The sequence below is a fragment of the uncultured Flavonifractor sp. genome, from assembly GCF_944383115.1.
GTDB lineage: Bacteria > Bacillota > Clostridia > Oscillospirales > Oscillospiraceae > Flavonifractor.
Map to the genome: position 1 here is coordinate 1 of NZ_CALWOJ010000016.1, position 20305 is coordinate 20305.

Genomic DNA, 20305 nt, shown 5'->3' on the forward strand with positions numbered 1-20305 from the left:
ACTTCATTCTACCAGGGTTCTGTATGAACTTCTTTTTATTTTCCTAAAGTGTTGCACTTGATAGTATAATTCACCATAGACAAAAAGGAAGGCTGCCGGTTTGGCAGCCTTCCTTCTTCGTGAGTCTTAACCGACGCTCATATTCAGCTGGTCTCAGGAACAGCAGCCCTTCAGCTGAGGATGACAGTCGGCGCCGGGGGCGCTGGGCGGGAAAAACTCGTTGACGGGGAACTTCACATGGCGGAAGATCTCGCAGGGGTCCTCTTCGCCGCCGCCGCAGGCGCATTCCTTTTCGGGCATACAGTAATCGTACACCGGCATGAGCAGCTGGGAATCGCGCTCCAGCCGGATGATGGAGAACTGGCCCAGAGTGACATAGATCCGCTTGCCCTGCGTGCCGCAGCACAGCTCGCTGTTGAAGCAGCCGCAGATACAGGGCGGAATGTCGGACAGTTCGCAGTCGCAGGGATGGCACTCGCACACGTCCACCAGTTTCATGTTGAGGACGATGGGGTCCACCACCTCTACTACGGCGGTGGGCAGGTTGCTCTGGCGGAGCATCTGCTCATCCAGACCCTCCAGAGAGGTCTGAGAGGAGAAGATCTTGGCGGTGCCTTCGCTGCCGAACAGGATCACCCGCTTGTCAAAGACGCACAGGCCGCTGACCTCCACAGGCCGGGCGGCGCCCACGAAGGCGTCGGCGGTGACCCGATAGAAGTAGCGCACGTCAACGGTGTAGAAGCCCCGGTTGAATCCAACCGGCTCCACATCGATGTACACATAGAGCAGCTCAGCCTTGCCGGCCTTGATGCTGACGGCACGCTCAATGGCCGCCTGGGAACTCTGGGTGGGATAGAAACGCAGATCTTCGATACAATCCTTATCGGAAGATATTGCGCCTTATATACCGCTGAAACCATTGCGCCCCAAGGGGTTGCAATCAGAAGGGTTTCAGCTCAAAAGCCAGTTGGAACTCGGTGGGCCTGGTTTTCTTCTCCTTTTGGTACTGGATGGTGGAGATGACACCCTTCAGCATGGCGTTGCGGCCGGCGGGATCGGCGGCGTCGTAGGCATCCAGGACGGCTCGGATCTTCTTGGCCAGGGAAGCTGGGTCTGCCGTCTTGGCGTCCTCAATGGCCTGCTGAGCTTCCCGCTGGCGGCGTTCAAGACCGGCGATCTTCTCCTTCACCGCGGCCATCCGCTCCCGGAAAGTGGGCAGGTCGTATTCCTCCATCTCCAGCAGCTCATACAGACGGCTCTTCTGCCGCTGGGCGGCGGCCAGTTCCTTCTTGACGGCCTCCAGCGCCGCCTCCTGCACGGAGGTATCCCGGCTGACACCGGCCTGCTGCTGCAGCTCCAGGTGGATCAGGGTCTCCTCTAGGTAGGCCAACACCCGATCCTCCACCAGCTCAAACTTGGTGCTGGCGCAGCAGCCGGGACGGGTGCAGAGCAGATAGGGCTGGTTCTTCATGGTCATGCGCTGCATATTCTGGCCGCAGTTGGCGCATTTCACCAGACCGGCCAGGGAGCTGCGCACGGTACCGTCCCGCTTGGAGGGAATATACCGCCCCGCCAGCACCGCCTGGACCTGATCATAGGTCTCCTGAGAGACGATGGCCGGGTGCATTCCGTCCACGATGGTCCACTGATCCCGTGGATTGTAGATGGTGATGTGCTTGGGGTTGCCCTTGGCTCCCTTGCGGATGTGAGTCTTTTGATCCCACACGATCTTGCCGGCAAAGGTGGGATTGCGCAGGATATGGGCCACGCTGTTGCGGGTGAACTCCGTCGAGCGGTGGGGCTTGGCGCCCAGAGAATTGATATACCGGGCGATAGAGACGCAGCCGTAGCCCTGGAGATAGAGATCGTACATCATGCGCACGAACTTGGCCTCCGGCTCGTAGATCTCCAGGGTGGGCTTCCGGTCCACTGTGACCTTCCGGTATCCGTAGGGGGCGTTGGCCACATAGCAGCCGTCCCGGATGGTCTGCTTTAGACCACGCCGCAGCCGCTTGTTGATGATCTTGTATTCCCGGCGGCTCATAAAGGTCTTGAACTCTGCCATTTCATCATCCAGATCGTCGGACAGGTCATAGGTCTTTTCCGGGGTGATGATGAGGGTGCCCGAGTCCCGGAAGGCGTCCAGGATGATGCCCTGGTCCTTCATGCGGCCACGGGAGAGCCGGTCCAGATCCATCACCAGCACGGCGTCGTAGCGGCCCTCCTCCACATCCTCCAGCAGCCGGAGCATCTCCGGCCGGGCGTACAGGCTCTCGCCGCTGACCACCTCATAGTAGGTCTCGATGATGTGGATGTCGTGGGAGGCGGCAAAGTCGGCCAGAGCCTTGCGATGCTTGGCCAGCACCTCCTCGGTGTCCATGCCTTCCTCCATGCGGGACTTGCGGAGATATTGGGCTGCGTCCATCAGATTCACCTGCTTTCGTGGCACAAATGTTCGATTTCTGGCGGTTTAAGAGGCCGGGGCGTAAGCCCCGGCATTTATAATTATGCTTTGTATGGAGCTAAAGACTCACTGGTCTGCTCTTTTCGATAAGGGTTACCGCAACTGCGCTTTCCATCGATATGTTCGAAGAGATCTCTGTCATGTCCAATTTCCATTTCCAGAGGATCCAGAACAAAATCGAGTCCCTCTCTGCGAGCAAGTTTTGCGGCAGGGACAAAGTCACTGTCTCCGGCGATGAGGACAATTTGATCTACCTGGTGCTTATAGGCCAGAGAGGCAATATCCATCCCGATTTTCATATCAACGCCTTTTTGGCGAATGGTCATCTCAAAGTGATTCTCTGTAAGGTCAGAGGTAGATATAGAGCCAGAGCACAGCTTTTTTACGGCATCGTATTTTAAAGTATAAACAGAATTACTGTCATCGAGTATGCCCAACCGCAGGGCAACCTTGCGCTTTTCTTTTAAACAATCTAGAAACTGGGTCATCCAAATATATTCTGAGGAGACACCCAGATTTATGGTCTTTTTTAAGAGCGGATGATACATCTGCTTATCAACAGGGGGACAATCATAATAAAAAATTCGATAGAGTTCATGTGTTAAGTGATGCTCGTGCAAATGTCTGCGGACATATGTAATCAGCCCATTAGCAGCTACTTGCGGGGTGCGTTCTCCCCATAGCTTTTTTGCGCGCTTCCTGTAAAATCCTCCATCTACTAATATTGCAGTTTTAGACATCTTGTGTTACTCCCTTTGATAAGTCTAAAGCCCTTAGAACTGGCGCTCCCCTTATGGTGGGGGACCTGTTCCAAGGGCTTGATAAGCACAACGGAGAGGTGACAAAAGTCATTTCGTTGTGTCTTTATAATATGCCCCCGGAGTTAAAATGTCAACCAGAGGTTTCAATCTTTGTTGAAAATGCCAATTGATTTTTGCAATTATCATTCTTCACGATGTGTACTTTTAAGCAATACATTAAATAAAAATATAAGCCCCGGCTCTTATTGTCTTATGGTGAAGTTACTTGTTCAGGTTTTCGTGGTTCTCGTAAGCGATCTCCTGGAGCTGCTTGTACAGCGGCTGAATGTTGTACTTTTTGGGGAACTCAAATTTCTTTTCCGCAACAGACACCCCGCCGCTGGCCCGGTAGTAGGGGGAGGAGATGTAAGAGATATTGATCTCGCTGTCATCCATGCCAAAACCAGAGGTTTCGGCGGAGACGTGGATGATACTGGAGAGATTGATGGAGTCCACCCGCATCTTCTGGCCGGTGGCGCCCTGCTTGTCAAAGTCCACGATGCGCTTGTTGGTGAAGAGAACCACATCCCGGACCAGCCGGAAGCCGGTCTGGATGGTCTCGCCGTCCATCAGATAGGCGCCATATTCCTTCATCAGTTCATCCACAGACACTTCGCTCATGTTGCCCAGAATACCCTGGGTCAGATTACCAAACAGTCCCATAGTAAAAACCTCTTTCTGTTCATAATGTAGCAATCTTTTTGTGTCTCAATTATCGGTCATAATAGCCGCATCGTCCACTGCGTCCCAGAAATCGGTCTCATTGACGATTACGATCCCGGCGCCATCTTTGCGCAGATTCACAGCCTGCTCGATCTTACGGCCATAGCAGGCGTAGGCCCAGCAGGGATTCCCCGCATTGCCCACTACCAGGTAGTCGGTCTTGGCAGACACGGAGGTTTGGACCCTCCCGCCCAGCTGTACAACAGTGTCCGCAACCTCAGTACGCTTTGCCCGGTAAAATTCTCCGGTGAAGCAGAAGGTCTTATCCTGGAAGGTGATCTCAGGACAGACGGCACAGATACCGCCGATGCTATAGGTTTCCCGGAGCCGGGAGAACTCTTTCTCGGACAGGTTGTAGGAGGAAGTGAAGTCGATTACATCTCCGAATAATGCCATCAGAGTTTCCCGCTCTTCCTGTGTAATTTTCTTGTCTGCCAAGATCACATAGAGAAGGCTGTTGATTTCATCGAAGGGATATGTACCAGACAGAAAATCATTGGCGTCAACCCATGCTTTTAGAGTCATAATCTCTCGATCGCTCAGCTCTCCATCCGCCAGAAGGCCGTGGAGCATTCCGGCTAGGAACTGGATGGAGGAGGTGACCATGTCATAATAGGCGTTGTTGTCTGCAAAGTTATTGCAGAGCCACAAAATATCCTTCGCTTCCTCTTCAGTCACTACCCCATCCTCGGTGGCCCGTTCTACCACAGGCAGAATTTCAGAGAAAGGATGGCGATCACGAAATTCAGCGTGAATCTCACACCAATGGACCAGTTCTGTGACCTCCTTGGAACTCACATCCATATCGGAGTTTATGCCTGCCACCAGGCCCCGCAGCGTGTTGACCGCCTTGTGCAACTCTGCGGGTTTTGTAAAGCGGCGGTAGTCCTCTAAGTCTTTTGTGGGCATAATACCAACCTCTCCTTTTTCTGTGACGCAGATAAACTATTTTACATTGCTCATCCATCTAAGGAATTGCGGGTCATATCAACGATTCCATTGAAATAATCCAGCGTGCTGAAAAGGTAGAATAACAAGATGGCTGCGAAAATTAGGATAACCACCAGCAAGGCAATGCGGGTGTTACGCCTGGCTTCCAGTTTTGCATCAGTATGCCGACCGCAGCTAGGGCATTTTTTGCCTTTATACTTTGTACCGCAGGCAGGACACTTCATCGTAATTCCCTCATTTCAAGAGATGATAAATCAATCAGTCTCCTGGTGATATGCAAATCCTTTATACGCAACTATAGCCGATATAATAGCAACAACAATTTCTATTATTCCAAGTAGAACCCATTTAAGAAAAAGGGCAAGCAACCCAGTAAAAAAGAAAATGACAAAAACAAAGAAAAACAGCCACCGATTCTTTATCAAATCTGTTTTTGTCTTAGACAAGCCCTCTTGAGACATATAGTCATCAGGAACAGTATGTGGAGTTGGAGCAGATGTAGTTTTTTTCTTTTTGGACGAAAGATTGGAGGTATATGAAATTCCGGTACCAGGCACAGAGACACGACTGGATGCTCCTGTCTTAGAATTAATGTTAATGCCTCCGTGCTTACCGCCTATGCTTATTCCTGCGCTCTTTTTCCCTAAATTGAGTTTGACGCCGGGAGCAAGTTTAACGCTTTTCCGAAAACGAGATCCCATAGTAAGTCCTTCTTTCTTACAAGAAAATTCCTTTGGTGTATTGCCATTATAGAACGTATGTTCTATAATGGCAATAAAGGGGGCGGTGCCTATGAGCGAAAATGAACTTAGGTTATTGTCGATCATCCGGGACAGTAAAGACCCGGCGGCTGTACTGGCCGCCGCCATGGAGGCGGTTACAGCTTGTCTGCAGCAGCCTGAACCATGCGGAGTACCATCTCCTGCTGATCCGGCGTCAGCTGCCGGAACAGTGTCATAAGTACCCGCTCCCCTTCAGAGAGTCCATCGTCTTGTACGGTGGGCTCTTTTTTTTCGCCCAGCAAGTCGCTTGTAGTGACGCCCAGATATTCAGCCAGCATTTGGACTTTTGCAACGGAAGGAATACTGCCGCGGGTTTCGATATGATTCAATAAGTTTTTCCCAGCGCCACTTTCATCACAGGCGATAGTTGGTTTAACACCCTTTTTCCGGCAAAGCTCTTTGACATTTTCAACAAAAATTTTGACATCCAAAGGGCATCACTCCTATTATAAAAAGAATTACAAAAAATCATAAATTGGGGATAAACAGTTGACAATCATAAATTGGGGATTTATGATTGTCCCAGAGTAAACGAACGGTAAACAGAGAGAGGGAACGGACATGAAAGTCCTAGTAGAACTGGAGAATGGCAAAACAGTAGAGTTTAGAGATATCCAGGGCATTGATGACAGCGATACTGCTTTACTTATGTTTAGCAATAGGTATTTAACAGGTGCTCACACGGCCCAAATGGAAAATGAGCTGAGCAGCCGTATCGGACGGCGGTGCATTATTTTGCCGCCCTTTATCACAAATGTGATGGGAGTGACCTCAGGACCGGAACAGTGACACCACAAGTAAAAGCAGAGAAAGACGGTGAGATATGATGAATGGAACACAAATATTCTGCGTATCTCTTATTGCTGTTCTGTACGGGATCTGTATTCCGACCTATAAATACGTCAATCCCAAGGGATTTAAATTATATCTCCTTTGGCTGGTGTTCATCGGTGTGTTGTGGCTGTCGCTTATATTTGGTACGGATATCTGCGGCTAATGTTTACCTATTGTGAATCATAGCACATAACCAGAAAAAGGACAACCTGAAAGGAGGGAAAAAGGTGAGACTTAAAGAATTGCGGGAGTCCCGGGGGATGACACAGCAAGACGTGGCTGAAGCGATCCATGTGACGAAGGGGGCCGTTTGTCAATGGGAAAACGGGACCCGGATTCCGGGCCTGTCCACGGCGCTTATGCTGGCGGATTTGTTCCGGGTGCCTCTAGATACCCTTCTAGGACGGGCGACACCCGAAGAGATTGAGCGGGATGCCAGTTGATTCCTACAACCATTTTAACCCTGAAAAGGAGGAGATAACCATGCCGGGAGACTACCGGAATATCTACAAAACCTGCCGCACGGCCGCCGGTTTGACCCAGGAAGCGGCAGCGGAGCGGCTGGGAGTATCTGTGGAAAGTGTACGCGCTTATGAAACCGGCCAGCGGATACCACCTACTCATGTAGTACGACAAATGGCGGTTCTATACAACGCGGTCTATCTGGGTTTGCAGCATCTCCAGGAAACTGACGACTTGTACAGCAGTGTGGTGCCGGAGATCCGGCCCAAGTCCGTGCTGGAGGCCAGCGCCAAGCTGACCAACCGGATCTTTGCCTTTGCGGAATCCCACGCCGACCGGCGGCTGCTGCGGATCGCGGAGGACAACGTCATTGACGCTGGCGAGCGGGCCGAGTTTGACGCGATCATGGAGGACTTGCAGGAGATCGTGGAGGCTGCGCTGGAGCTGCGGTGTGCAAACCAGATCTGTGGAAAGGAAGGCTGACATGAAACACAGATGGCATCCGTTTTGGGGCAGCGCCGTATGGCTGGGCTGCATCATCGTCGCGGTGGGCCTGCCCAACTGGGTGGGATAGGACATCCCTGCCGCAGCATAAGAGGGAAGAGGAGGTGTTTACATATGGATCGACGTGAAGCGGCACGATTGGCACAGCAGATGGATCTGAGCAAACCAACCGACCGGCGGATCGTGGAGGTGGTAGATACAGACCCCGATACGCTGGTCATTATTGAGCCTGTCGAAGAGTTGGTAGTCACAGTGAAAGAAAAGAAGGAGTACTTCAGCTGGACTACTATGGACACCGTCATTACCCGGCGCAAGGGCCTGCATTGGTTTTCGGCGATTATAAAGAAGCCAGGAGAGGACCATGTGCGGACACCTTGGACCCTGGTAGTGGAATCGGTTACTTGTGCATCCGGACCTAAACAGGGCTGTAGTTTCTGCTTGGGGGAGTACAAAGACGTGGAAGTCAGCGAGGAAGAGCGGGCGGCCAACCGGGAAAACATCAAGCGGATCGCCACGGAAGTCATGATCCGAATGGGGATCTGGTAGGAGGAGGGAAGTCCCGTGAAAAGGCATAAAGAAAGGCCCCCCTGTCTGTGGGCGCAGACAGAGAGGCCAAACAATGGTTTCGTGCATGAAAACCATTATTATGATACCACAAATAGCCGGATTTTACAAGGGGTGAGGGGAAATGACGTTTCTATTGGGGGTAGCTGTAGGAATTGCGGTACATAGACTGTTGATGGCCTTTGTACTTTGGACAAACCCAGATACCCGTTGTGCCTATTGCAGATGGATGAAAAAGGGAAAGAACAGTCGCGAAAAATGAAGACCCAAAACAAGCCGTTATTTTTGGGGCCCCTTAGGAACAGGCGGGGTAATTGTTGTTGGGGGAACTAGGCCGCTATTCTTTTGTGTACCCGATTTTTTACCAGTTGGTTTTTTGTCATTTGGTTTCTGAGGAAGCGGAGCAGGCTTGCCCATCATATTGATTCACTCTCCTAAATTGAAATGCACAGTTAAGTATTGCAGGGCCGATTTTTCTGCAGTTTTATGAATCCTGCTATTCTGGGGAAAAAGGTTTACGGAGCAGAACCTGTTTTCGATGTCATTACTTTCCCGCTGTGCGTACTCTAGTGAGGTAAGAAGATTATCATCCTTGATATTCCCATAGAGATAGCCATTCACTGTCTGTTCGGAAAGCAGGGCGAGATTTGTGTATTCTTTGTATATGCATTGAGCGGCATATAATCTTTGGCTATACGGGTATAGTGGTTGAAGTACGCATACAACTTGGGAAGTGAGAATAATCAAAGCAGATAGGACAGGGGGACAGTAACTGTTTACCCAGGAGACAACACCAGTAAAAGAAAAAATCATACAAAACGCATTTATTACCCAAAGGCGGTGCTGAGAATGGCTTGCATAAAGAGAAAAATATTGTTCAGCAATTTTTATGTCTACAAAACTCCGCCAATAAGCTTCATAAATCGACCTCGGCATCGATATCCCCCCATTGATGAATATTTTACCATAGGTGGAAGTGGAATACAACTGGGAGAGAATAAAAATGGCTGATGTGATCCGTGTTCAGCGCAGCGGCGGGTATACCGTCCTGCCCAACGGCATCCTGCGGGATACCGGGTTGTCCCTCAAGACCAAGGGGCTGTTTGCCATTATCCTGTCCCTGCCGGAGGACTGGGACTACAGTGTGGCCGGACTGGCCACGGTGGCCGGCTGCGGGCGGGATGCCATCCGCTCAGCCCTGGGAGAGATGGAGACGGCGGGCTATCTGAGGCGCACCCGCTCCCATGGAGAGGGCGGCAAGTTCACCGGCGTGATCTACGACATCCGGGATGTGGCGGCACCATTGTCGGAAAACCCGACAATGGAGGAAGACGCACCATTGTCGGGAAAACCGACGTCGGCTGAACCGACGTTGGAAAAACCGTCGTCGGAAAATCCGACGCAATTAAATAAAGATATATCAAATAAAGACTTAATAAACCCCCATAGTCCCCCACCGGGGGACAAGCCCCAGCGGAAAAAGCGAAGGCCCAAGTCGGCGCCCACATGGCACCCAGAGCGGTTCGAGGGTTTCTGGAAGGCCTACCCCAGGGACGAGGACAGGGCCAAGGCGGTGGAGCAGTGGGACAGGCTGCCGGAGGATAAGGCCCTGGTGGAGCGGTACGGCTCCGAGGCGGCCCTGCTCCACGACATCGCCGTGGGGCTTAAGCGGCACCTGGACTGCGAGGACTGGCGGGAAGGCCGGGGCATCCCCTACGCCTTCCGCTGGCTGCGGGATCGCCGGTGGACGGAGAAGCGGAAAACTATGCAGGCCTTCTCGCCTGTGCAGGTGGTCCAGCGCGAGGAGGTGCCTACATGGTGAGCATGGATGTGCAGGACCGGCTGTCCAATCAGGAGGCGGTGATTGGCTCCCTGCTGATCTCCCCGGAACTTGTGGGACCGGTACTGAGCAAGGTGTCTGACCAGGACTTCCTGGACGAGGGTTACCGGCGGATCTATCAGGCCATCCGGGCCCAGTTTGTCAGCGGGCAGCCGGTGGACTCGGTGACCATACGGGACAGGCTGGGCGGCGGAGATGATTGGAGCAAGGCTCTCATCCAGATCATGGAGGACACTCCAACCGCCGCAAATATCTGGGCCTATGTGCCCAGGATGCAGGAGCAGGCCCGAGTCTACCGCGGGCGAGAGATTGCCCAGGAGCTTACCACCGTACCCGACATGGAGGCTATGGTCCAGGGTATAAGCAAGCTGCAGGCCCTCACAGTGGAGCGACAAAGCGTGCGCCGGATGAACATGGAGCAGATGCTCCAGTCCTTTTGGCAGCGGCACACAACACCGCACCGGTACATGACCTGGGGATTGTCCAAGCTGGATGAGCAGCTCTTTGTGGATCTGGGGGACATGGTGGTGCTGGGCGGCTATCCTTCCGCCGGCAAGACAGCTTTGGCCGTGACCTTTGCTTACCATCAGAGCGAGGTCAAGCGGGTTGGATTTTATTCCCTGGAGACCAGCCGCTACAAGCTGGCGGACCGCTTAATCTCCAATCTGGCTGGGATCGAGATGGCGGCTATCAAGCGGGGCGCCCTCACTGAGGCGGAGTGGGCCCAGGCGGCCAACTCCGCACCCAAAATCATCAAGCATCAGATGGACCTCATTGACGCCTCTGGTATGACGGCGGCAGATATTCGGGCAGACGCCCTGGCAAACCGATACCAGATCGTCTATGTGGACTATCTCCAGATTGTGGAGCCGGAGACCCGCAAGGCAAACCGGACGGAGCAGGTGGCCTCCATCAGCCGGGCATTCCAGCAGATGGCCCACACCAACGGCATCCTGACGGTGGCCCTGTCCCAGCTGTCCCGGTCGGAAAAGACCAGGGACGAGAGCAAGGTCATTGAGCCCACCATGAGCGATCTGCGGGAGTCCGGACAGATCGAACAGGATGCGGACGCCATCCTGCTGCTCTACCTGGAGGACCCGTCCAAGCCAAATGAGAGCCGTCGTGTGCTTAAATTGGCCAAAAACAAGGACGGCGAGCGGGGGCGGATGTACCTCACCTTTGACGGAGCCTATCAGCGGTTCCGCCAGTCTGTGGTGGATCAGCCGGCACCCCCGGTGACCCCCATGAAGCGGCCCAGGCAGTACAAGCAGATCAGCTTTGCTGACCGTTTCTGGGAGGGCATTTATAATGACCCTGACGATCCCTTTGCGGAGAAAGGAGACCAGCATGGACAATGCCAGAGCGGCCCAGCTGCTGCGGCTGGAGATCCTGCGCCGAGAGGCCCTGGCGCGGGTGAGCAGCCTGCCGGAGGGGCACCGGCAGCTGGCTCAGGCGCTGACCCTGGCAGTCCAGGCTCTGGAGGAGGAAACACATGAGGATAGGCGAGAAAATCACCTGGACCCCGTCGGCCTTTGACCACGAGGTCAGCGGCCAGCGGGCGGACAAGCAGCGCAAGCTGAGGACTGTGACCGGCCGGATCGTCTACATCCATCCGGCCCGGCGGTATTACATGGCAGAAGCAAAAGTGGGTAATGAGACCATCCGGGAGTGTTTCCCAATCAACGAAAGATAGGAGTGTTTTGTGCATGAAAACCTTCGCTATTGTCAATCGAAAGGGCGGGGTGGGCAAGACCACCACCGCTGTCAATCTGGCCTATGTGCTGGCTACCAGCTGCCGGCTGCGGGTGCTGTTGGTGGATGCCGATGGGCAGGCAAACGCCACTCAGATTCTGCTGCCCCCCGGTGAGTATGCTGGCTTGGGCGCTTTGCTTAGAGGGTACGAACTCTGCTATGACCAGTTGGTGGCGCAGACAGATGTACCCGGCCTGGATGTGCTGCCGGCGGCGGAAGATCTGTGGGCGTTGGATCTGGAGGCCGCTGGTGGCGATCGGGGCCGGAGCTACCGGGCGCTGCGGGATATGCGGGAGGCACTGGAGGAGGACGAGGCCTATGACGTGATGGTCATAGACTGCCCGCCCAACCTGTCGACTGCCTGCGTGTCAGCCATCCTGGCCAGCGACGCCGTCATCATCCCGGTGCTGTCCGATGCCTGTTCCTCCACCGGTGTGGCTGACCTGGTGGAGCAGATCGACAGTCTGCGGTACATCAGACCTGAGATCCGGGTGGCCGGTGTGCTGGTGAACCAGTGGCACCGTTCCCCAGTGGTGGAGGACTCGGTAGCCTACCTCCGGGAGGAGGGCATGGTGCCGGTGTACGATACGGTGATCCGCCGCACCGACAAGGTACCCGAGTCCAGCTGGGCACGGATGGCGGTGCAGGCCTGGAGCCCATTCTGCTCGGCAGCCCGGGATTACCGGGCCTGGGTGGCGGAGCTGGCGGCAAAGGAGGGGATCCGATATGGGCAAGCCTGACCTGGGGCGGCTTATCGCCCAGACTATGACCCCGCCTGCGGAGGACAGGACCATCGAGGTCATCACCGGGGAGATTCTGGACGCCAAGCGGGCCGGAGGAGAGGCCATCCTCACCATTGGCCGGTGTCTCATCGAGGCAAAGGATATGCTTTCCCACGGGGAGTGGCTGCCCTGGCTGACGGAGCAGGTGGAATTTTCCCCTCGTACCGCCCAGAACTTTATGCGCCTGGCCCGGGAGTGGTCAAATACGCAGACGCTTGCGGATTTGGGGGCCTCCAAAGCCTTAGCCCTCCTGGCATTGCCGCCGGAGGAGCGGGAGCAGTTTATGGAGGACCACAAGGTCGTCGACATGAGCGCCCGCCAGCTGGAGCAGGCCATCAAGGAGCGGGACGAGGCCAGAGCGGCCGCCGAACAGGCTGCGGCAGATCAGCGCACAGCGGAGCAAGCCCGGGATAAAATGGCGGAGGATATGCGGCTGCTCAATGCCAGCCTGGCCTCTGCCCAGGATGCCAGAGAGCAGGCCGAGCGGGACGCTGCCCGGCTGGAGAAGGATCTGGCCGAGCTGAAGGCCCGCCCGGTGGAGGTGGCGGTGGAGACCGTCGTGGACCAGGCCGCCATTGACAAGGCCAGGGCTGATGCCATCGCCGAGATGCAGGCCAAGCTAGACAAGGCCAAGGAGGCGGCGGCCAAGGCTAAGTACCGGCAGCAGGAGGCTGAGGCTAAGACGGAGGACTTAAAGCGCTACCTGGAGGAGCGGGAGAAATCAGAAAAGAAAGCTGCCATTGCAGGAGACAAGGAGCTGACTCAGTTCGATGTGCTGTTTATCCAAGGCCAGGAGCTGGCCAACAAGATGCAGGGCTATCTGCTCAAAGCCCGGGGCCGGGAGGATCAGACCGCCGCCCAGGACATGGAGAAGGCCATGAAGTATCTAGCCGAGATCTTCGGGAGGTATGCCGAATGATTGATCGGGCAATCAAGCTGCTGAATGAGCAGCAGAGCAAAGTTAAAGAGCGCTCCGCACCCTGGATGGTGGCGGAGCAGCTGAAGGACATTTGCCGGAGAGAACCCGAGAGCGCGGAGCTGCTGGCAAAGGACTTGGAAAATCCACAAATGGGGATCGTTCAGGCTGAGAAGAAGATCAAGTCCTTTGCGGACAGCCATAAGACCGGCGGCTTCTCCTGCGTCACGCCGCTGGAGGCGGAGGAGATCCTGCGGGAGTTTTATGGGCTTGGCGCCGCCTCCGCTGCGGCCGGAGGGGATACTCCGAAGGTTCTCAGCCTAGCGGACTTCCTGTGAGGTGCGGCGATGGATATGACCTGGAAAGATCTTGCCGCAAAACTTCCAATCCAGCCCTGCGATGATCTTCGGAACGATGTACTGATGGATATTTATGACGGCGACGGCCTTGGCACCCACTTGATTCTATATCACCGAGAATCGGTCGATTTGACAGACGAGATCCAGCAGCTTATGGGCCCGGAGGACTGGGCACGATGGGAGCGGTCAAAGAAACGCCGTTGGGGCGCCCGCTGCACTTGCACCAACTGCGGAGAAGATTTCACGGCGGGCTATTCCAAGGGAGGCATTGTTCTGGCAGAGGGGCCGGACGGGCAGACCTACGATGGGTATGTGGAGCCGGGGCCGGACGCCAGCGTGTATTTTAGCGGTGAAGCTATCAGCTGTCCACACTGCTGGACTACGGCTGCGGTTACGCACCGCTCTGAGCTTCGACATGGAAGGACCTTTCAGGTGCTTCAGGCTGAGGTGATAAATATCGACCACTACACAGCGGTTATGTATTGGGTGGTTCGCCGCTGGCAGGACGCGGACGGCACAGATACAACAGTTTTTGTTCCAAATGCGGCTCTGATTGTGGATACAGATGGAAAGATACGCCGGTTCCGGGCCGAGATGCGCAGCGGCGATATAAGGGATACGGTATGGGTTCCCTGCGCTCACTCCAGGGACCCCATGCAGATCCTGTATTATTCCTGGGAGGCTGAAAGCCACCGGAAGGTGGGCGGGTGGACGCTTGCCTATGGGCCGGATCTGGGTGGTCATACCGGAGAAAAAACTGCCCTCGATGTTTACATAGGGGCCGAAGGCTGCTGGCCTGGAGCATATCTTCATGTTTGGGAAAAACACCCGCAGGTGGAAAACCTGATGCGCCAGGGATTTGAGGCGGCTGTAGTGCAAGCCATTGACGGGTTGCTTGACTGTGCGGGAACTACGGCTGACCTGTGCGATGCGCCGCCCATTCCCTGGGCGGATTGGACGGAGGTCAAGCCGCACAGGATGCTGCACATGAGTAAGACAGCATTTCGCGAGATCCGCAAAAAGGCCTGGGGGGCTGATGATGCGGAATGTTGGGACAGATATAGGCGTCAGTTTCCAGCAGCGGACGCTCTGGAGTTTGAGCGTTGCCGGGAGAGTATCGGATGTAAGGCTATGGGGCATCTCCTGGAAATGGTTGCTGCCGGGTGGGAAGACTTGACGCCGATCCGGGTTGTGCAGTATCTGGAAAGGCAGGATGTCCGAACCGACGGTGTGCAGCTGCTGATCGACTATCGCAAAATGATGCGGGATGCAGAATTTGCGGAAAATGAGGAGACACTCTGGCCCCGCGATTTGGTTGCCGCACATGAGCGGATCACCCAGTTTTGGTCGGGCCGCAAAAAAGCCTCGTACCAGTTGGGTTTCACCAGCACATTTATCAAGTATCGGGATTTGGAGTGGACAGACGGTGAGCTGTGTGTGATGCTACCTCGGACAGAGGAGGAACTTGTGGCGGAGGGAAAGACCCTGCGACACTGCGTAGGCACTTATGGAGAGATGCACTGCTCAGGGAGACCCATATTCTTTGTACGGAAATATCGACGTCCGGAACGGAGTTACTACACGCTCCAGATCAACATGATGAACAAGGAGCCGACGGAAGTGCAACTGCATGGGTATGGCAATGAACGTCATGGAGAACATAAACAGTACCGTCATAAGATTCCACGCAAAGTGAGGGATTTTTGTGACCGCTGGGAGCGGGAGGTATTAAAGCCGTGGTTTGTGGCCCAGCGATCCAGGAAAGCGCAGCAACCGGTACAACCCGACAAGGAGGCAGGTGCGGCATGAACGAAGAACTGACCCGGTTGAAGCCGGGTGATCCCTGCCCAATCTGTGGGCAGCCTATCAAGACGGATGACCCGGAGGCCCTGTTTGTGCTGTCGGTTCTGGCCAACCTGATCGACGGGGCAAAACAGGACGCAAAAGATACTTGACTGCATAGCCGCTCTGGCTCTCTGCCGGGTGGGTGCGCCACCACCCGGACCTCTCTCTCTGTTTTTCCCCTGAAAACCGGGACCCTGCTGCGGCGGGGCGCCCGGCAGAGAGCCGGAGCCATTGGGAGACACCAAAAAATAAGGCCGCCCTGTGTAAGGGCGGCCTGGGCCTGATCTTGATTACTCTACGCCGAGACGCTGCTTCAGCCCGTCCTGGAGGACTTGGGAGAAGTTGACACCAGCGCGTTCGGCCAGATCGTTCAGGTAGCTGGGGATAGTGACGTTTTTCCGGATCGTCCGCATATCGTGAGCCCGACGGTAGGCGTCAAAGTCAATGTCTACCAGGGTGACCAGTTCCCCATCCTCATGGGCCGGGGTCAGGCCGGTAGGTTCCGGGATAGATCGGCCCGCGTCCTGTTCGCAGATTCCCCACAGCCCGATGGCATCCCGAGCCATGTCAATACATTCTGCTACGGTTTCTCCCTGAGTGCCGATGTCCAGGTCTGGTACGGACACAGAAAATCCACCCTCTGCCTCCGGATGAAGGATCACTGGATAAACTTGCTTCATCTATATAAACCTCCTTTTTTGGTGGCGGCGAGGGGCTTATTTCAGCCCCTGCCGCCGGATGATGGCTGCTGCCAACTGCTCTTTGATTTCGTTGTGCCGGGGGATGGGTTCGGATGCTTTGCCGTTGGTGTAGATATCGTGGTTATTGCCTGAGCGGAGGAGCCACCATCCGTTTGATTTTAGGAGCTTTATTAAGTCCCTGCGCTTCATTGTCTCTCCTCCTTACAAGTATATTATACGCATTTAATGCGCATTTGTCAAGAGAGAAAATAAAAAATGGAAAAGAAGTGATATCGTGAAACGCAAAAATTTACGGCGGATCTCTATGGACGGCCAGCCCAGCATCGGCCGGGTGATGGACAAGCTGGTACGGGAGAAAATGCTCTCCCTCCGTCAGCCGGAGGCCATCTGGAGGACCCACTACATGGGCCGATTTCAAGAGGTGCGCAGATGAAGCGGCTGAAACACATCCGGGCTGGGCTGGTGAATTACGACTATTTGGTGGCGATTCCATCTAAAGAAGACGGTCCACGGATAAGAGCAGCCAAACAAGCTGCTTCTACCGCTGCCCAGCAGTACATGAACCTCAAAAACAGCTGGAGGGAGCTGGAACTCAAGCTGGGTGCCAATTTTGGGGGAAAGGATCATGTTGTCACCTTTACCTATGACGATGCCCACTTGCCCGCGGATAAGGTTGCGGCGGGGAAGGAGTTCCAGAAGTTTATCCGAAAATTGCGCGGGGGGCGACGAAGGCGGCTTAGTAATCTCCTCTATGTGTTTGTGACCGAAGGGTACCACCACAAGGCAGCAAATTCTTTCCTGATGGAGGACGGATACCTGGAGGATCGCCGCCTCCACCATCATGCTGTGATCAACGGGACAGGCCCGGGCGATTATGACGAACTGCGATCCCTATGGCACGGGGGAGGCTACATCCGCATTGAGCCGCTGGACGTCCACTATTACCGGGAACTGGCCAAGTACATGACCAAAGAGGCACGAGAGTTCGGAAAGCCGAAGCCAGGGGAGCGCACATGGCGGGCGTCCAGAAACCTCAAGGGGTATGAGGTGGAATATACCGACATCCCGTCTGACTCCATGACCCTTGCCCCGCCCTTTGGCGCAGTGGACTATGAGGCATTTGGAGAGGCGAACCCCTATGGATACGCCATGTTTGTGGGTGCCCGATATCTATTATATGAGGAAGCCGATCCAGGCCTGTCCTATACAAAAGGACGGCAACGACCGCCGCTTAGTCATTTTCAACCTTGAAACCAGTGTTAATAATCGAACCGGGCTGTAGAAAAGGAGGAAGGTCCCTTGCAAAAGATCCCAGAACCGTGTAAACTGGTCAACAAGGATAGACGTATTATCTGTCCCGTCTGCGGCAGACCGACACAGTATCGTGTGCGGCCGGACAGCCAGGCAAGAAACTGGCCCATCTGGTGCAAGCACTGCCGACAGGAAAGTATCGTGAATATCGAAGTGCCTGAGCCAGCGTCCAAAGAGACCAGCGCCTGAGCCAATGATCGCCCGTATGGGGGTCGTGGCTTGGGCGCTTTTGTTTTTGCCCTGAGGTGATAGCCAGGGTGCAAACGGCCGGGCCGCGGCGTTGGAGATAACATGAAAGCATTTGCCAGGCAGTTTTACCGCTCAAAGGCATGGCGGGCCTGCCGTGCCGCATATATCGCCAAGCGTCTGCAGATCGACGGCGGATTGTGCGAGGAATGCCAGGACCAGCAGGGATATATCGTCCATCACCTGATCACGCTGACACCGGAGAATATTGTCAATCCCGCGGTGGCGCTGAACCACAGCTTGCTTGCCTATGTGTGCAAGGATTGCCACGACGCTTATGAGGGCCACGGCCTGACCAAAGGCAAACCCATGGCCTGTGCATTTGGTCCGGACGGTCAGCCCATCGACAGACGGCGGCTATGACCGCCCGAAATATCCCCCCCCTATGCCGCGGCGTGGGGGAGGGCCTGGGAGACCGTTGAGCGGGGGTAAAAAAGAGCGGGTCATACGCAGGAGGGGGGTGTGGAAATGGCAAAAGGACCCAGTAAAAAAGAGCTGGGCCGGTTCGCAGATACCTATAAAGCGGCCAGCCCGGAACAGCAGAAAATCTGCCTTCAGCTGATTCTCAATGCGGTGTTCATGGAGGAGCAGTTGACCCAGCTTCAAGCTGAAATTCGAGAAAAAGGCGTCAAATCTGAGTACCAAAATGGCGAAAATCAGTGGGGTGAAAAGAAGTCCGTGGAGGTGGATGTGTACAACGCCATGATTAAAAACTACGCGGCGGTGATCCGTCAGCTGGGGGATATGCTGCCCCAGGCTCCGCCCGCCGATGACGAGCTGACACACTTCCTGAAAACCGGGGGCGGTGGTGCCAGGTGACAGACCTGGAGCGATACTGCACCGACATTCTGGATGGCAAGATTGTGGCCTGCCGTCGCATGAAGCAGATCTCAGAGCGGCTGTTGGAAGATCTGGTCAATCCGGGAGAGTTCCACTTCGACCCTGACATTGCAAACCGGCATGTGGAGTTTATCCAGCGGTTTTGTAAAGTGCCTTCCGGGCGGCTGGGCGCTCCGCTGAAGCTAGAGCTGTTCCAGCGGGCCCGCTTGCAGGCTGTCTTTGGCTTTGTGGACGACAACGACCTGCGCCGGTACAACGAAGTTCTCATCATCGAGGGACGGAAAAACGGCAAGACCACGGAGACGGCAGCTGTAGAGTTGGATCTGTTGGTCAATGATGGGGAGGGCGCACCCCAGATCTATAACGTAGCCACCAAACTGGATCAGGCCCGCCTGGGCTATGAGGCGGCGGTCAAAATGCGGCAGATGTCGCCGCTGCTGGCCAAGCACCTGAAGAAACGGGTGTCGGATATCTACTGCCCCATGAACATGGGTTTTATCAAGCCTATGGCGTCCAATACCTCCAGCCTGGATGGCCTGGACGCCCACGGCGCCACCATTGACGAGCTGGCGGCCATTAAAAACCGGGATCTGTATGACCTTATCAAGCAGGCCATGGGGGCCAGGAGTCAGCCGCTGCTCTTTGTGATCACCACCAACGGCTTTGTGCGGGAGGGCATCTTTGATGCCCAGTATCAATATGCCTGTGACATTCTGGATGGAAAGGCAAATAACCCGAGATTTTTGCCCTTCATCTACGAGCTGGATGATCGGGCAGAGTGGGAGGACCCAGCGTGCTGGGAAAAGGCCAACCCGGGTCTTGGTACCATCAAAAGCCGGGCTTACCTGGCCGAGATGGTGCAGAAAGCCAAGGATGATCCCAGTTTCAAGCCCACCGTCATGGTCAAAGACTTCAATATGCCCCAGACTTCGGAGGGGGCATGGCTGCGCTGGGAGGAGCTAAATAATGAAGCCACCTGCCAGATCCCCTTTGATTATGGCATCGGCGGCTTTGACGCGGCCGATACGACGGATCTCAACGCGGCAAAAGTCATCTGTATGCGGCCGGATGACCCCAATCTCTATGTGCGGTCCATGTACTGGATCCCGGAGGCCGTGTTGGAGGACGCCAGGCGGTCGGGCAGCCGGCGCGAGCGGGATAATGTGCCGTACTCCCTATGGGTGGAGCAGGGCTATATGCGTACCTGCCCCGGACGGAAGTGCGACAAACAGATCTTCCTGGACTGGTTCAAGGAACTGAGGGACAGAGAAGGACTGTATATGCTCTACATTGGATATGATCCGTGGCACATCGATGACAGCCTGCTGCGGGCCTTCCAGGCGGAGTTTGGGCCGGAATCTATGATTCCTGTACGGCAGGGACCGGCTACCCTTTCCCAACCAATGAAGGATCTGAAGGCAGACTTCCGGGACCATCGTGTGATCTATAACAACAATCCGGTGGATAAGTGGTGTCTAGTGAACAGCGAGGCCAAGACCGACGTCAACGGCAATATCCAGCTGGTCAAGACCCTGGACCCCCGCCGGAGAGTGGACGGCACCGCGGCGCTTCTGTGTGCCTATACGGTGCTACAGGACAAGAAGGATCTGTACATCAACCTGAACTGAG

27 protein-coding genes are annotated in these 20305 nt (G+C 55.0%); 18 read left to right on the forward strand and 9 right to left on the reverse strand.

The genetic code is table 11. The annotated features are described in order from the left end of the window. Window positions 1-153: 153 nt before the first annotated feature. The 7 genes from Q0K43_RS03350 to Q0K43_RS03380 form a co-directional block, all read right to left on the reverse strand. A complete protein-coding gene (locus Q0K43_RS03350; RefSeq protein ID WP_297289159.1) occupies window positions 154-780 on the reverse strand; it encodes a hypothetical protein in 627 nt (208 codons plus the stop codon). Window positions 781-940: 160 nt separating this feature from the next. After that, window positions 941-2425 (reverse strand): recombinase family protein, encoded by a 1485-nt coding sequence (locus Q0K43_RS03355; protein ID WP_297289160.1) that lies wholly within the window; start codon window positions 2423-2425, stop codon window positions 941-943. An 80-nt stretch (window positions 2426-2505) separates the two neighbouring features. Then, window positions 2506-3204 (reverse strand): NYN domain-containing protein, encoded by a 699-nt coding sequence (locus Q0K43_RS03360; protein WP_297289161.1) that lies wholly within the window; start codon window positions 3202-3204, stop codon window positions 2506-2508. 282 nt (window positions 3205-3486) lie between these two features. Then, on the reverse strand, window positions 3487-3927 hold the full coding sequence (locus tag Q0K43_RS03365) for a PH domain-containing protein (RefSeq protein WP_297289162.1): 441 nt from the start codon (window positions 3925-3927) through the stop codon (window positions 3487-3489). Window positions 3928-3972: 45 nt separating this feature from the next. Next, window positions 3973-4896: a BRCT domain-containing protein gene (locus tag Q0K43_RS03370; protein WP_297289163.1), complete on the reverse strand. Its 924-nt coding sequence runs from the start codon at window positions 4894-4896 to the stop codon at window positions 3973-3975. A 296-nt stretch (window positions 4897-5192) separates the two neighbouring features. Then, window positions 5193-5807: a DUF4236 domain-containing protein gene (locus Q0K43_RS03375; protein WP_297289164.1), complete on the reverse strand. Its 615-nt coding sequence runs from the start codon at window positions 5805-5807 to the stop codon at window positions 5193-5195. Between the two features lie 8 nt (window positions 5808-5815). Next, complete coding sequence (locus Q0K43_RS03380; protein ID WP_297289165.1) at window positions 5816-6151, reverse strand: helix-turn-helix domain-containing protein; 336 nt, start codon at window positions 6149-6151, stop codon at window positions 5816-5818. A 130-nt stretch (window positions 6152-6281) separates the two neighbouring features. Between Q0K43_RS03380 and Q0K43_RS03385 the strand changes: the two genes are divergently transcribed. The 12 genes from Q0K43_RS03385 to Q0K43_RS03435 all read left to right on the forward strand — a co-directional run bounded on the left by Q0K43_RS03385 (window position 6282) and on the right by Q0K43_RS03435 (window position 15688). After that, on the forward strand, window positions 6282-6509 hold the full coding sequence (locus tag Q0K43_RS03385) for a hypothetical protein (RefSeq protein ID WP_297289166.1): 228 nt from the start codon (window positions 6282-6284) through the stop codon (window positions 6507-6509). Window positions 6510-6781: 272 nt separating this feature from the next. Then, window positions 6782-6997, forward strand: a complete 216-nt coding sequence (locus Q0K43_RS11695) for a helix-turn-helix transcriptional regulator (RefSeq protein WP_366086126.1) — start codon at window positions 6782-6784, stop codon at window positions 6995-6997. Window positions 6998-7037: 40 nt separating this feature from the next. Further along, the gene (locus Q0K43_RS03390; protein ID WP_297289167.1) at window positions 7038-7499 is read left to right on the forward strand and encodes a helix-turn-helix domain-containing protein; all 462 of its coding nucleotides are present in this window, start codon (window positions 7038-7040) and stop codon (window positions 7497-7499) included. Window positions 7500-7634: 135 nt separating this feature from the next. After that, window positions 7635-8066, forward strand: coding sequence for a hypothetical protein (locus tag Q0K43_RS03395; protein ID WP_297289168.1), 432 nt, complete (start codon window positions 7635-7637; stop codon window positions 8064-8066). Between the two features lie 1021 nt (window positions 8067-9087). Then, entirely contained in the window at window positions 9088-9906 is an 819-nt protein-coding gene (locus Q0K43_RS03400; protein ID WP_297289169.1) for a helix-turn-helix domain-containing protein, read from the forward strand. Then, window positions 9900-11420, forward strand: a complete 1521-nt coding sequence (locus Q0K43_RS03405; protein ID WP_297289170.1) for a replicative DNA helicase — start codon at window positions 9900-9902, stop codon at window positions 11418-11420. The genes Q0K43_RS03400 and Q0K43_RS03405 overlap by 7 nt, the downstream gene beginning before the upstream one ends. After that, on the forward strand, window positions 11417-11617 hold the full coding sequence (locus tag Q0K43_RS03410; protein WP_297289171.1) for a hypothetical protein: 201 nt from the start codon (window positions 11417-11419) through the stop codon (window positions 11615-11617). Before Q0K43_RS03405 ends, Q0K43_RS03410 begins: the two co-directional genes overlap by 4 nt. A 13-nt stretch (window positions 11618-11630) precedes the next feature. Then, the gene (locus tag Q0K43_RS03415; protein WP_297289172.1) at window positions 11631-12416 is read left to right on the forward strand and encodes a ParA family protein; all 786 of its coding nucleotides are present in this window, start codon (window positions 11631-11633) and stop codon (window positions 12414-12416) included. Next, window positions 12403-13377, forward strand: a complete 975-nt coding sequence (locus tag Q0K43_RS03420) for a DUF3102 domain-containing protein (RefSeq protein WP_297289173.1) — start codon at window positions 12403-12405, stop codon at window positions 13375-13377. Before Q0K43_RS03415 ends, Q0K43_RS03420 begins: the two co-directional genes overlap by 14 nt. Next, window positions 13374-13712, forward strand: coding sequence for a hypothetical protein (locus tag Q0K43_RS03425; protein ID WP_087333604.1), 339 nt, complete (start codon window positions 13374-13376; stop codon window positions 13710-13712). Before Q0K43_RS03420 ends, Q0K43_RS03425 begins: the two co-directional genes overlap by 4 nt. 9 nt (window positions 13713-13721) lie before the next feature. Continuing rightward, the gene (locus Q0K43_RS03430; RefSeq protein WP_297289174.1) at window positions 13722-15542 is read left to right on the forward strand and encodes a PcfJ domain-containing protein; all 1821 of its coding nucleotides are present in this window, start codon (window positions 13722-13724) and stop codon (window positions 15540-15542) included. Beyond that, window positions 15539-15688: a hypothetical protein gene (locus Q0K43_RS03435; protein WP_297289175.1), complete on the forward strand. Its 150-nt coding sequence runs from the start codon at window positions 15539-15541 to the stop codon at window positions 15686-15688. Before Q0K43_RS03430 ends, Q0K43_RS03435 begins: the two co-directional genes overlap by 4 nt. Before the next feature lie 180 nt (window positions 15689-15868). On the opposite strand, the gene Q0K43_RS03440 is transcribed toward Q0K43_RS03435, so the two are convergent. Then, the gene (locus tag Q0K43_RS03440) at window positions 15869-16258 is read right to left on the reverse strand and encodes a type II toxin-antitoxin system HicB family antitoxin (RefSeq protein ID WP_297289176.1); all 390 of its coding nucleotides are present in this window, start codon (window positions 16256-16258) and stop codon (window positions 15869-15871) included. A gap of 36 nt (window positions 16259-16294) precedes the next feature. Next, window positions 16295-16468 carry a type II toxin-antitoxin system HicA family toxin gene (locus tag Q0K43_RS03445; RefSeq protein ID WP_297289177.1) on the reverse strand — a complete coding sequence of 58 codons (174 nt, stop codon included), beginning with the start codon at window positions 16466-16468 and terminating at the stop codon, window positions 16295-16297. An 85-nt stretch (window positions 16469-16553) separates the two neighbouring features. Here Q0K43_RS03445 and Q0K43_RS03450 point away from each other — a divergent pair, with 85 nt between their 5' ends. From Q0K43_RS03450 to Q0K43_RS03470, 6 genes are all read left to right on the forward strand, one after another. Beyond that, window positions 16554-16712, forward strand: coding sequence for a hypothetical protein (locus tag Q0K43_RS03450; RefSeq protein WP_297289178.1), 159 nt, complete (start codon window positions 16554-16556; stop codon window positions 16710-16712). Beyond that, window positions 16709-17530, forward strand: coding sequence for a rolling circle replication-associated protein (locus tag Q0K43_RS03455; protein ID WP_297289179.1), 822 nt, complete (start codon window positions 16709-16711; stop codon window positions 17528-17530). Before Q0K43_RS03450 ends, Q0K43_RS03455 begins: the two co-directional genes overlap by 4 nt. 48 nt (window positions 17531-17578) lie before the next feature. Then, the gene (locus tag Q0K43_RS11700) at window positions 17579-17779 is read left to right on the forward strand and encodes a cysteine-rich KTR domain-containing protein (protein WP_366086127.1); all 201 of its coding nucleotides are present in this window, start codon (window positions 17579-17581) and stop codon (window positions 17777-17779) included. Between the two features lie 102 nt (window positions 17780-17881). Then, the gene (locus tag Q0K43_RS03460) at window positions 17882-18199 is read left to right on the forward strand and encodes a hypothetical protein (protein ID WP_297289180.1); all 318 of its coding nucleotides are present in this window, start codon (window positions 17882-17884) and stop codon (window positions 18197-18199) included. 105 nt (window positions 18200-18304) lie between these two features. Beyond that, on the forward strand, window positions 18305-18655 hold the full coding sequence (locus tag Q0K43_RS03465) for a hypothetical protein (protein ID WP_087271751.1): 351 nt from the start codon (window positions 18305-18307) through the stop codon (window positions 18653-18655). After that, window positions 18652-20304 carry a terminase large subunit gene (locus Q0K43_RS03470; RefSeq protein ID WP_297289181.1) on the forward strand — a complete coding sequence of 551 codons (1653 nt, stop codon included), beginning with the start codon at window positions 18652-18654 and terminating at the stop codon, window positions 20302-20304. The genes Q0K43_RS03465 and Q0K43_RS03470 overlap by 4 nt, the downstream gene beginning before the upstream one ends. Window position 20305: the final 1 nt, after the last annotated feature.

Excerpts from the sequence above, each read along its gene's own strand:
- Q0K43_RS03355 (WP_297289160.1), bottom strand. The coding sequence starts at position 2,425 with ATGGACGCAGCCCAATATCTCCGCAAGTCCCGCATGGAGGAAGGCATG.
- Q0K43_RS03360 (WP_297289161.1), bottom strand. The coding sequence starts at position 3,204 with ATGTCTAAAACTGCAATATTAGTAGATGGAGGATTTTACAGGAAGCGC.
- Q0K43_RS03365 (WP_297289162.1), bottom strand. The coding sequence starts at position 3,927 with ATGGGACTGTTTGGTAATCTGACCCAGGGTATTCTGGGCAACATGAGC.
- Q0K43_RS03370 (WP_297289163.1), bottom strand. The coding sequence starts at position 4,896 with ATGCCCACAAAAGACTTAGAGGACTACCGCCGCTTTACAAAACCCGCA.
- Q0K43_RS03375 (WP_297289164.1), bottom strand. The coding sequence starts at position 5,807 with ATGGCGGCGGCCAGTACAGCCGCCGGGTCTTTACTGTCCCGGATGATC.
- Q0K43_RS03385 (WP_297289166.1), top strand. The coding sequence starts at position 6,282 with ATGAAAGTCCTAGTAGAACTGGAGAATGGCAAAACAGTAGAGTTTAGA.
- Q0K43_RS03390 (WP_297289167.1), top strand. The coding sequence starts at position 7,038 with ATGCCGGGAGACTACCGGAATATCTACAAAACCTGCCGCACGGCCGCC.
- Q0K43_RS03395 (WP_297289168.1), top strand. The coding sequence starts at position 7,635 with ATGGATCGACGTGAAGCGGCACGATTGGCACAGCAGATGGATCTGAGC.
- Q0K43_RS03400 (WP_297289169.1), top strand. The coding sequence starts at position 9,088 with ATGGCTGATGTGATCCGTGTTCAGCGCAGCGGCGGGTATACCGTCCTG.
- Q0K43_RS03405 (WP_297289170.1), top strand. The coding sequence starts at position 9,900 with ATGGTGAGCATGGATGTGCAGGACCGGCTGTCCAATCAGGAGGCGGTG.
- Q0K43_RS03410 (WP_297289171.1), top strand. The coding sequence starts at position 11,417 with ATGAGGATAGGCGAGAAAATCACCTGGACCCCGTCGGCCTTTGACCAC.
- Q0K43_RS03415 (WP_297289172.1), top strand. The coding sequence starts at position 11,631 with ATGAAAACCTTCGCTATTGTCAATCGAAAGGGCGGGGTGGGCAAGACC.
- Q0K43_RS03420 (WP_297289173.1), top strand. The coding sequence starts at position 12,403 with ATGGGCAAGCCTGACCTGGGGCGGCTTATCGCCCAGACTATGACCCCG.
- Q0K43_RS03425 (WP_087333604.1), top strand. The coding sequence starts at position 13,374 with ATGATTGATCGGGCAATCAAGCTGCTGAATGAGCAGCAGAGCAAAGTT.
- Q0K43_RS03430 (WP_297289174.1), top strand. The coding sequence starts at position 13,722 with ATGGATATGACCTGGAAAGATCTTGCCGCAAAACTTCCAATCCAGCCC.
- Q0K43_RS03435 (WP_297289175.1), top strand. The coding sequence starts at position 15,539 with ATGAACGAAGAACTGACCCGGTTGAAGCCGGGTGATCCCTGCCCAATC.
- Q0K43_RS03440 (WP_297289176.1), bottom strand. The coding sequence starts at position 16,258 with ATGAAGCAAGTTTATCCAGTGATCCTTCATCCGGAGGCAGAGGGTGGA.
- Q0K43_RS03445 (WP_297289177.1), bottom strand. The coding sequence starts at position 16,468 with ATGAAGCGCAGGGACTTAATAAAGCTCCTAAAATCAAACGGATGGTGG.
- Q0K43_RS03455 (WP_297289179.1), top strand. The coding sequence starts at position 16,709 with ATGAAGCGGCTGAAACACATCCGGGCTGGGCTGGTGAATTACGACTAT.
- Q0K43_RS03460 (WP_297289180.1), top strand. The coding sequence starts at position 17,882 with ATGAAAGCATTTGCCAGGCAGTTTTACCGCTCAAAGGCATGGCGGGCC.
- Q0K43_RS03465 (WP_087271751.1), top strand. The coding sequence starts at position 18,305 with ATGGCAAAAGGACCCAGTAAAAAAGAGCTGGGCCGGTTCGCAGATACC.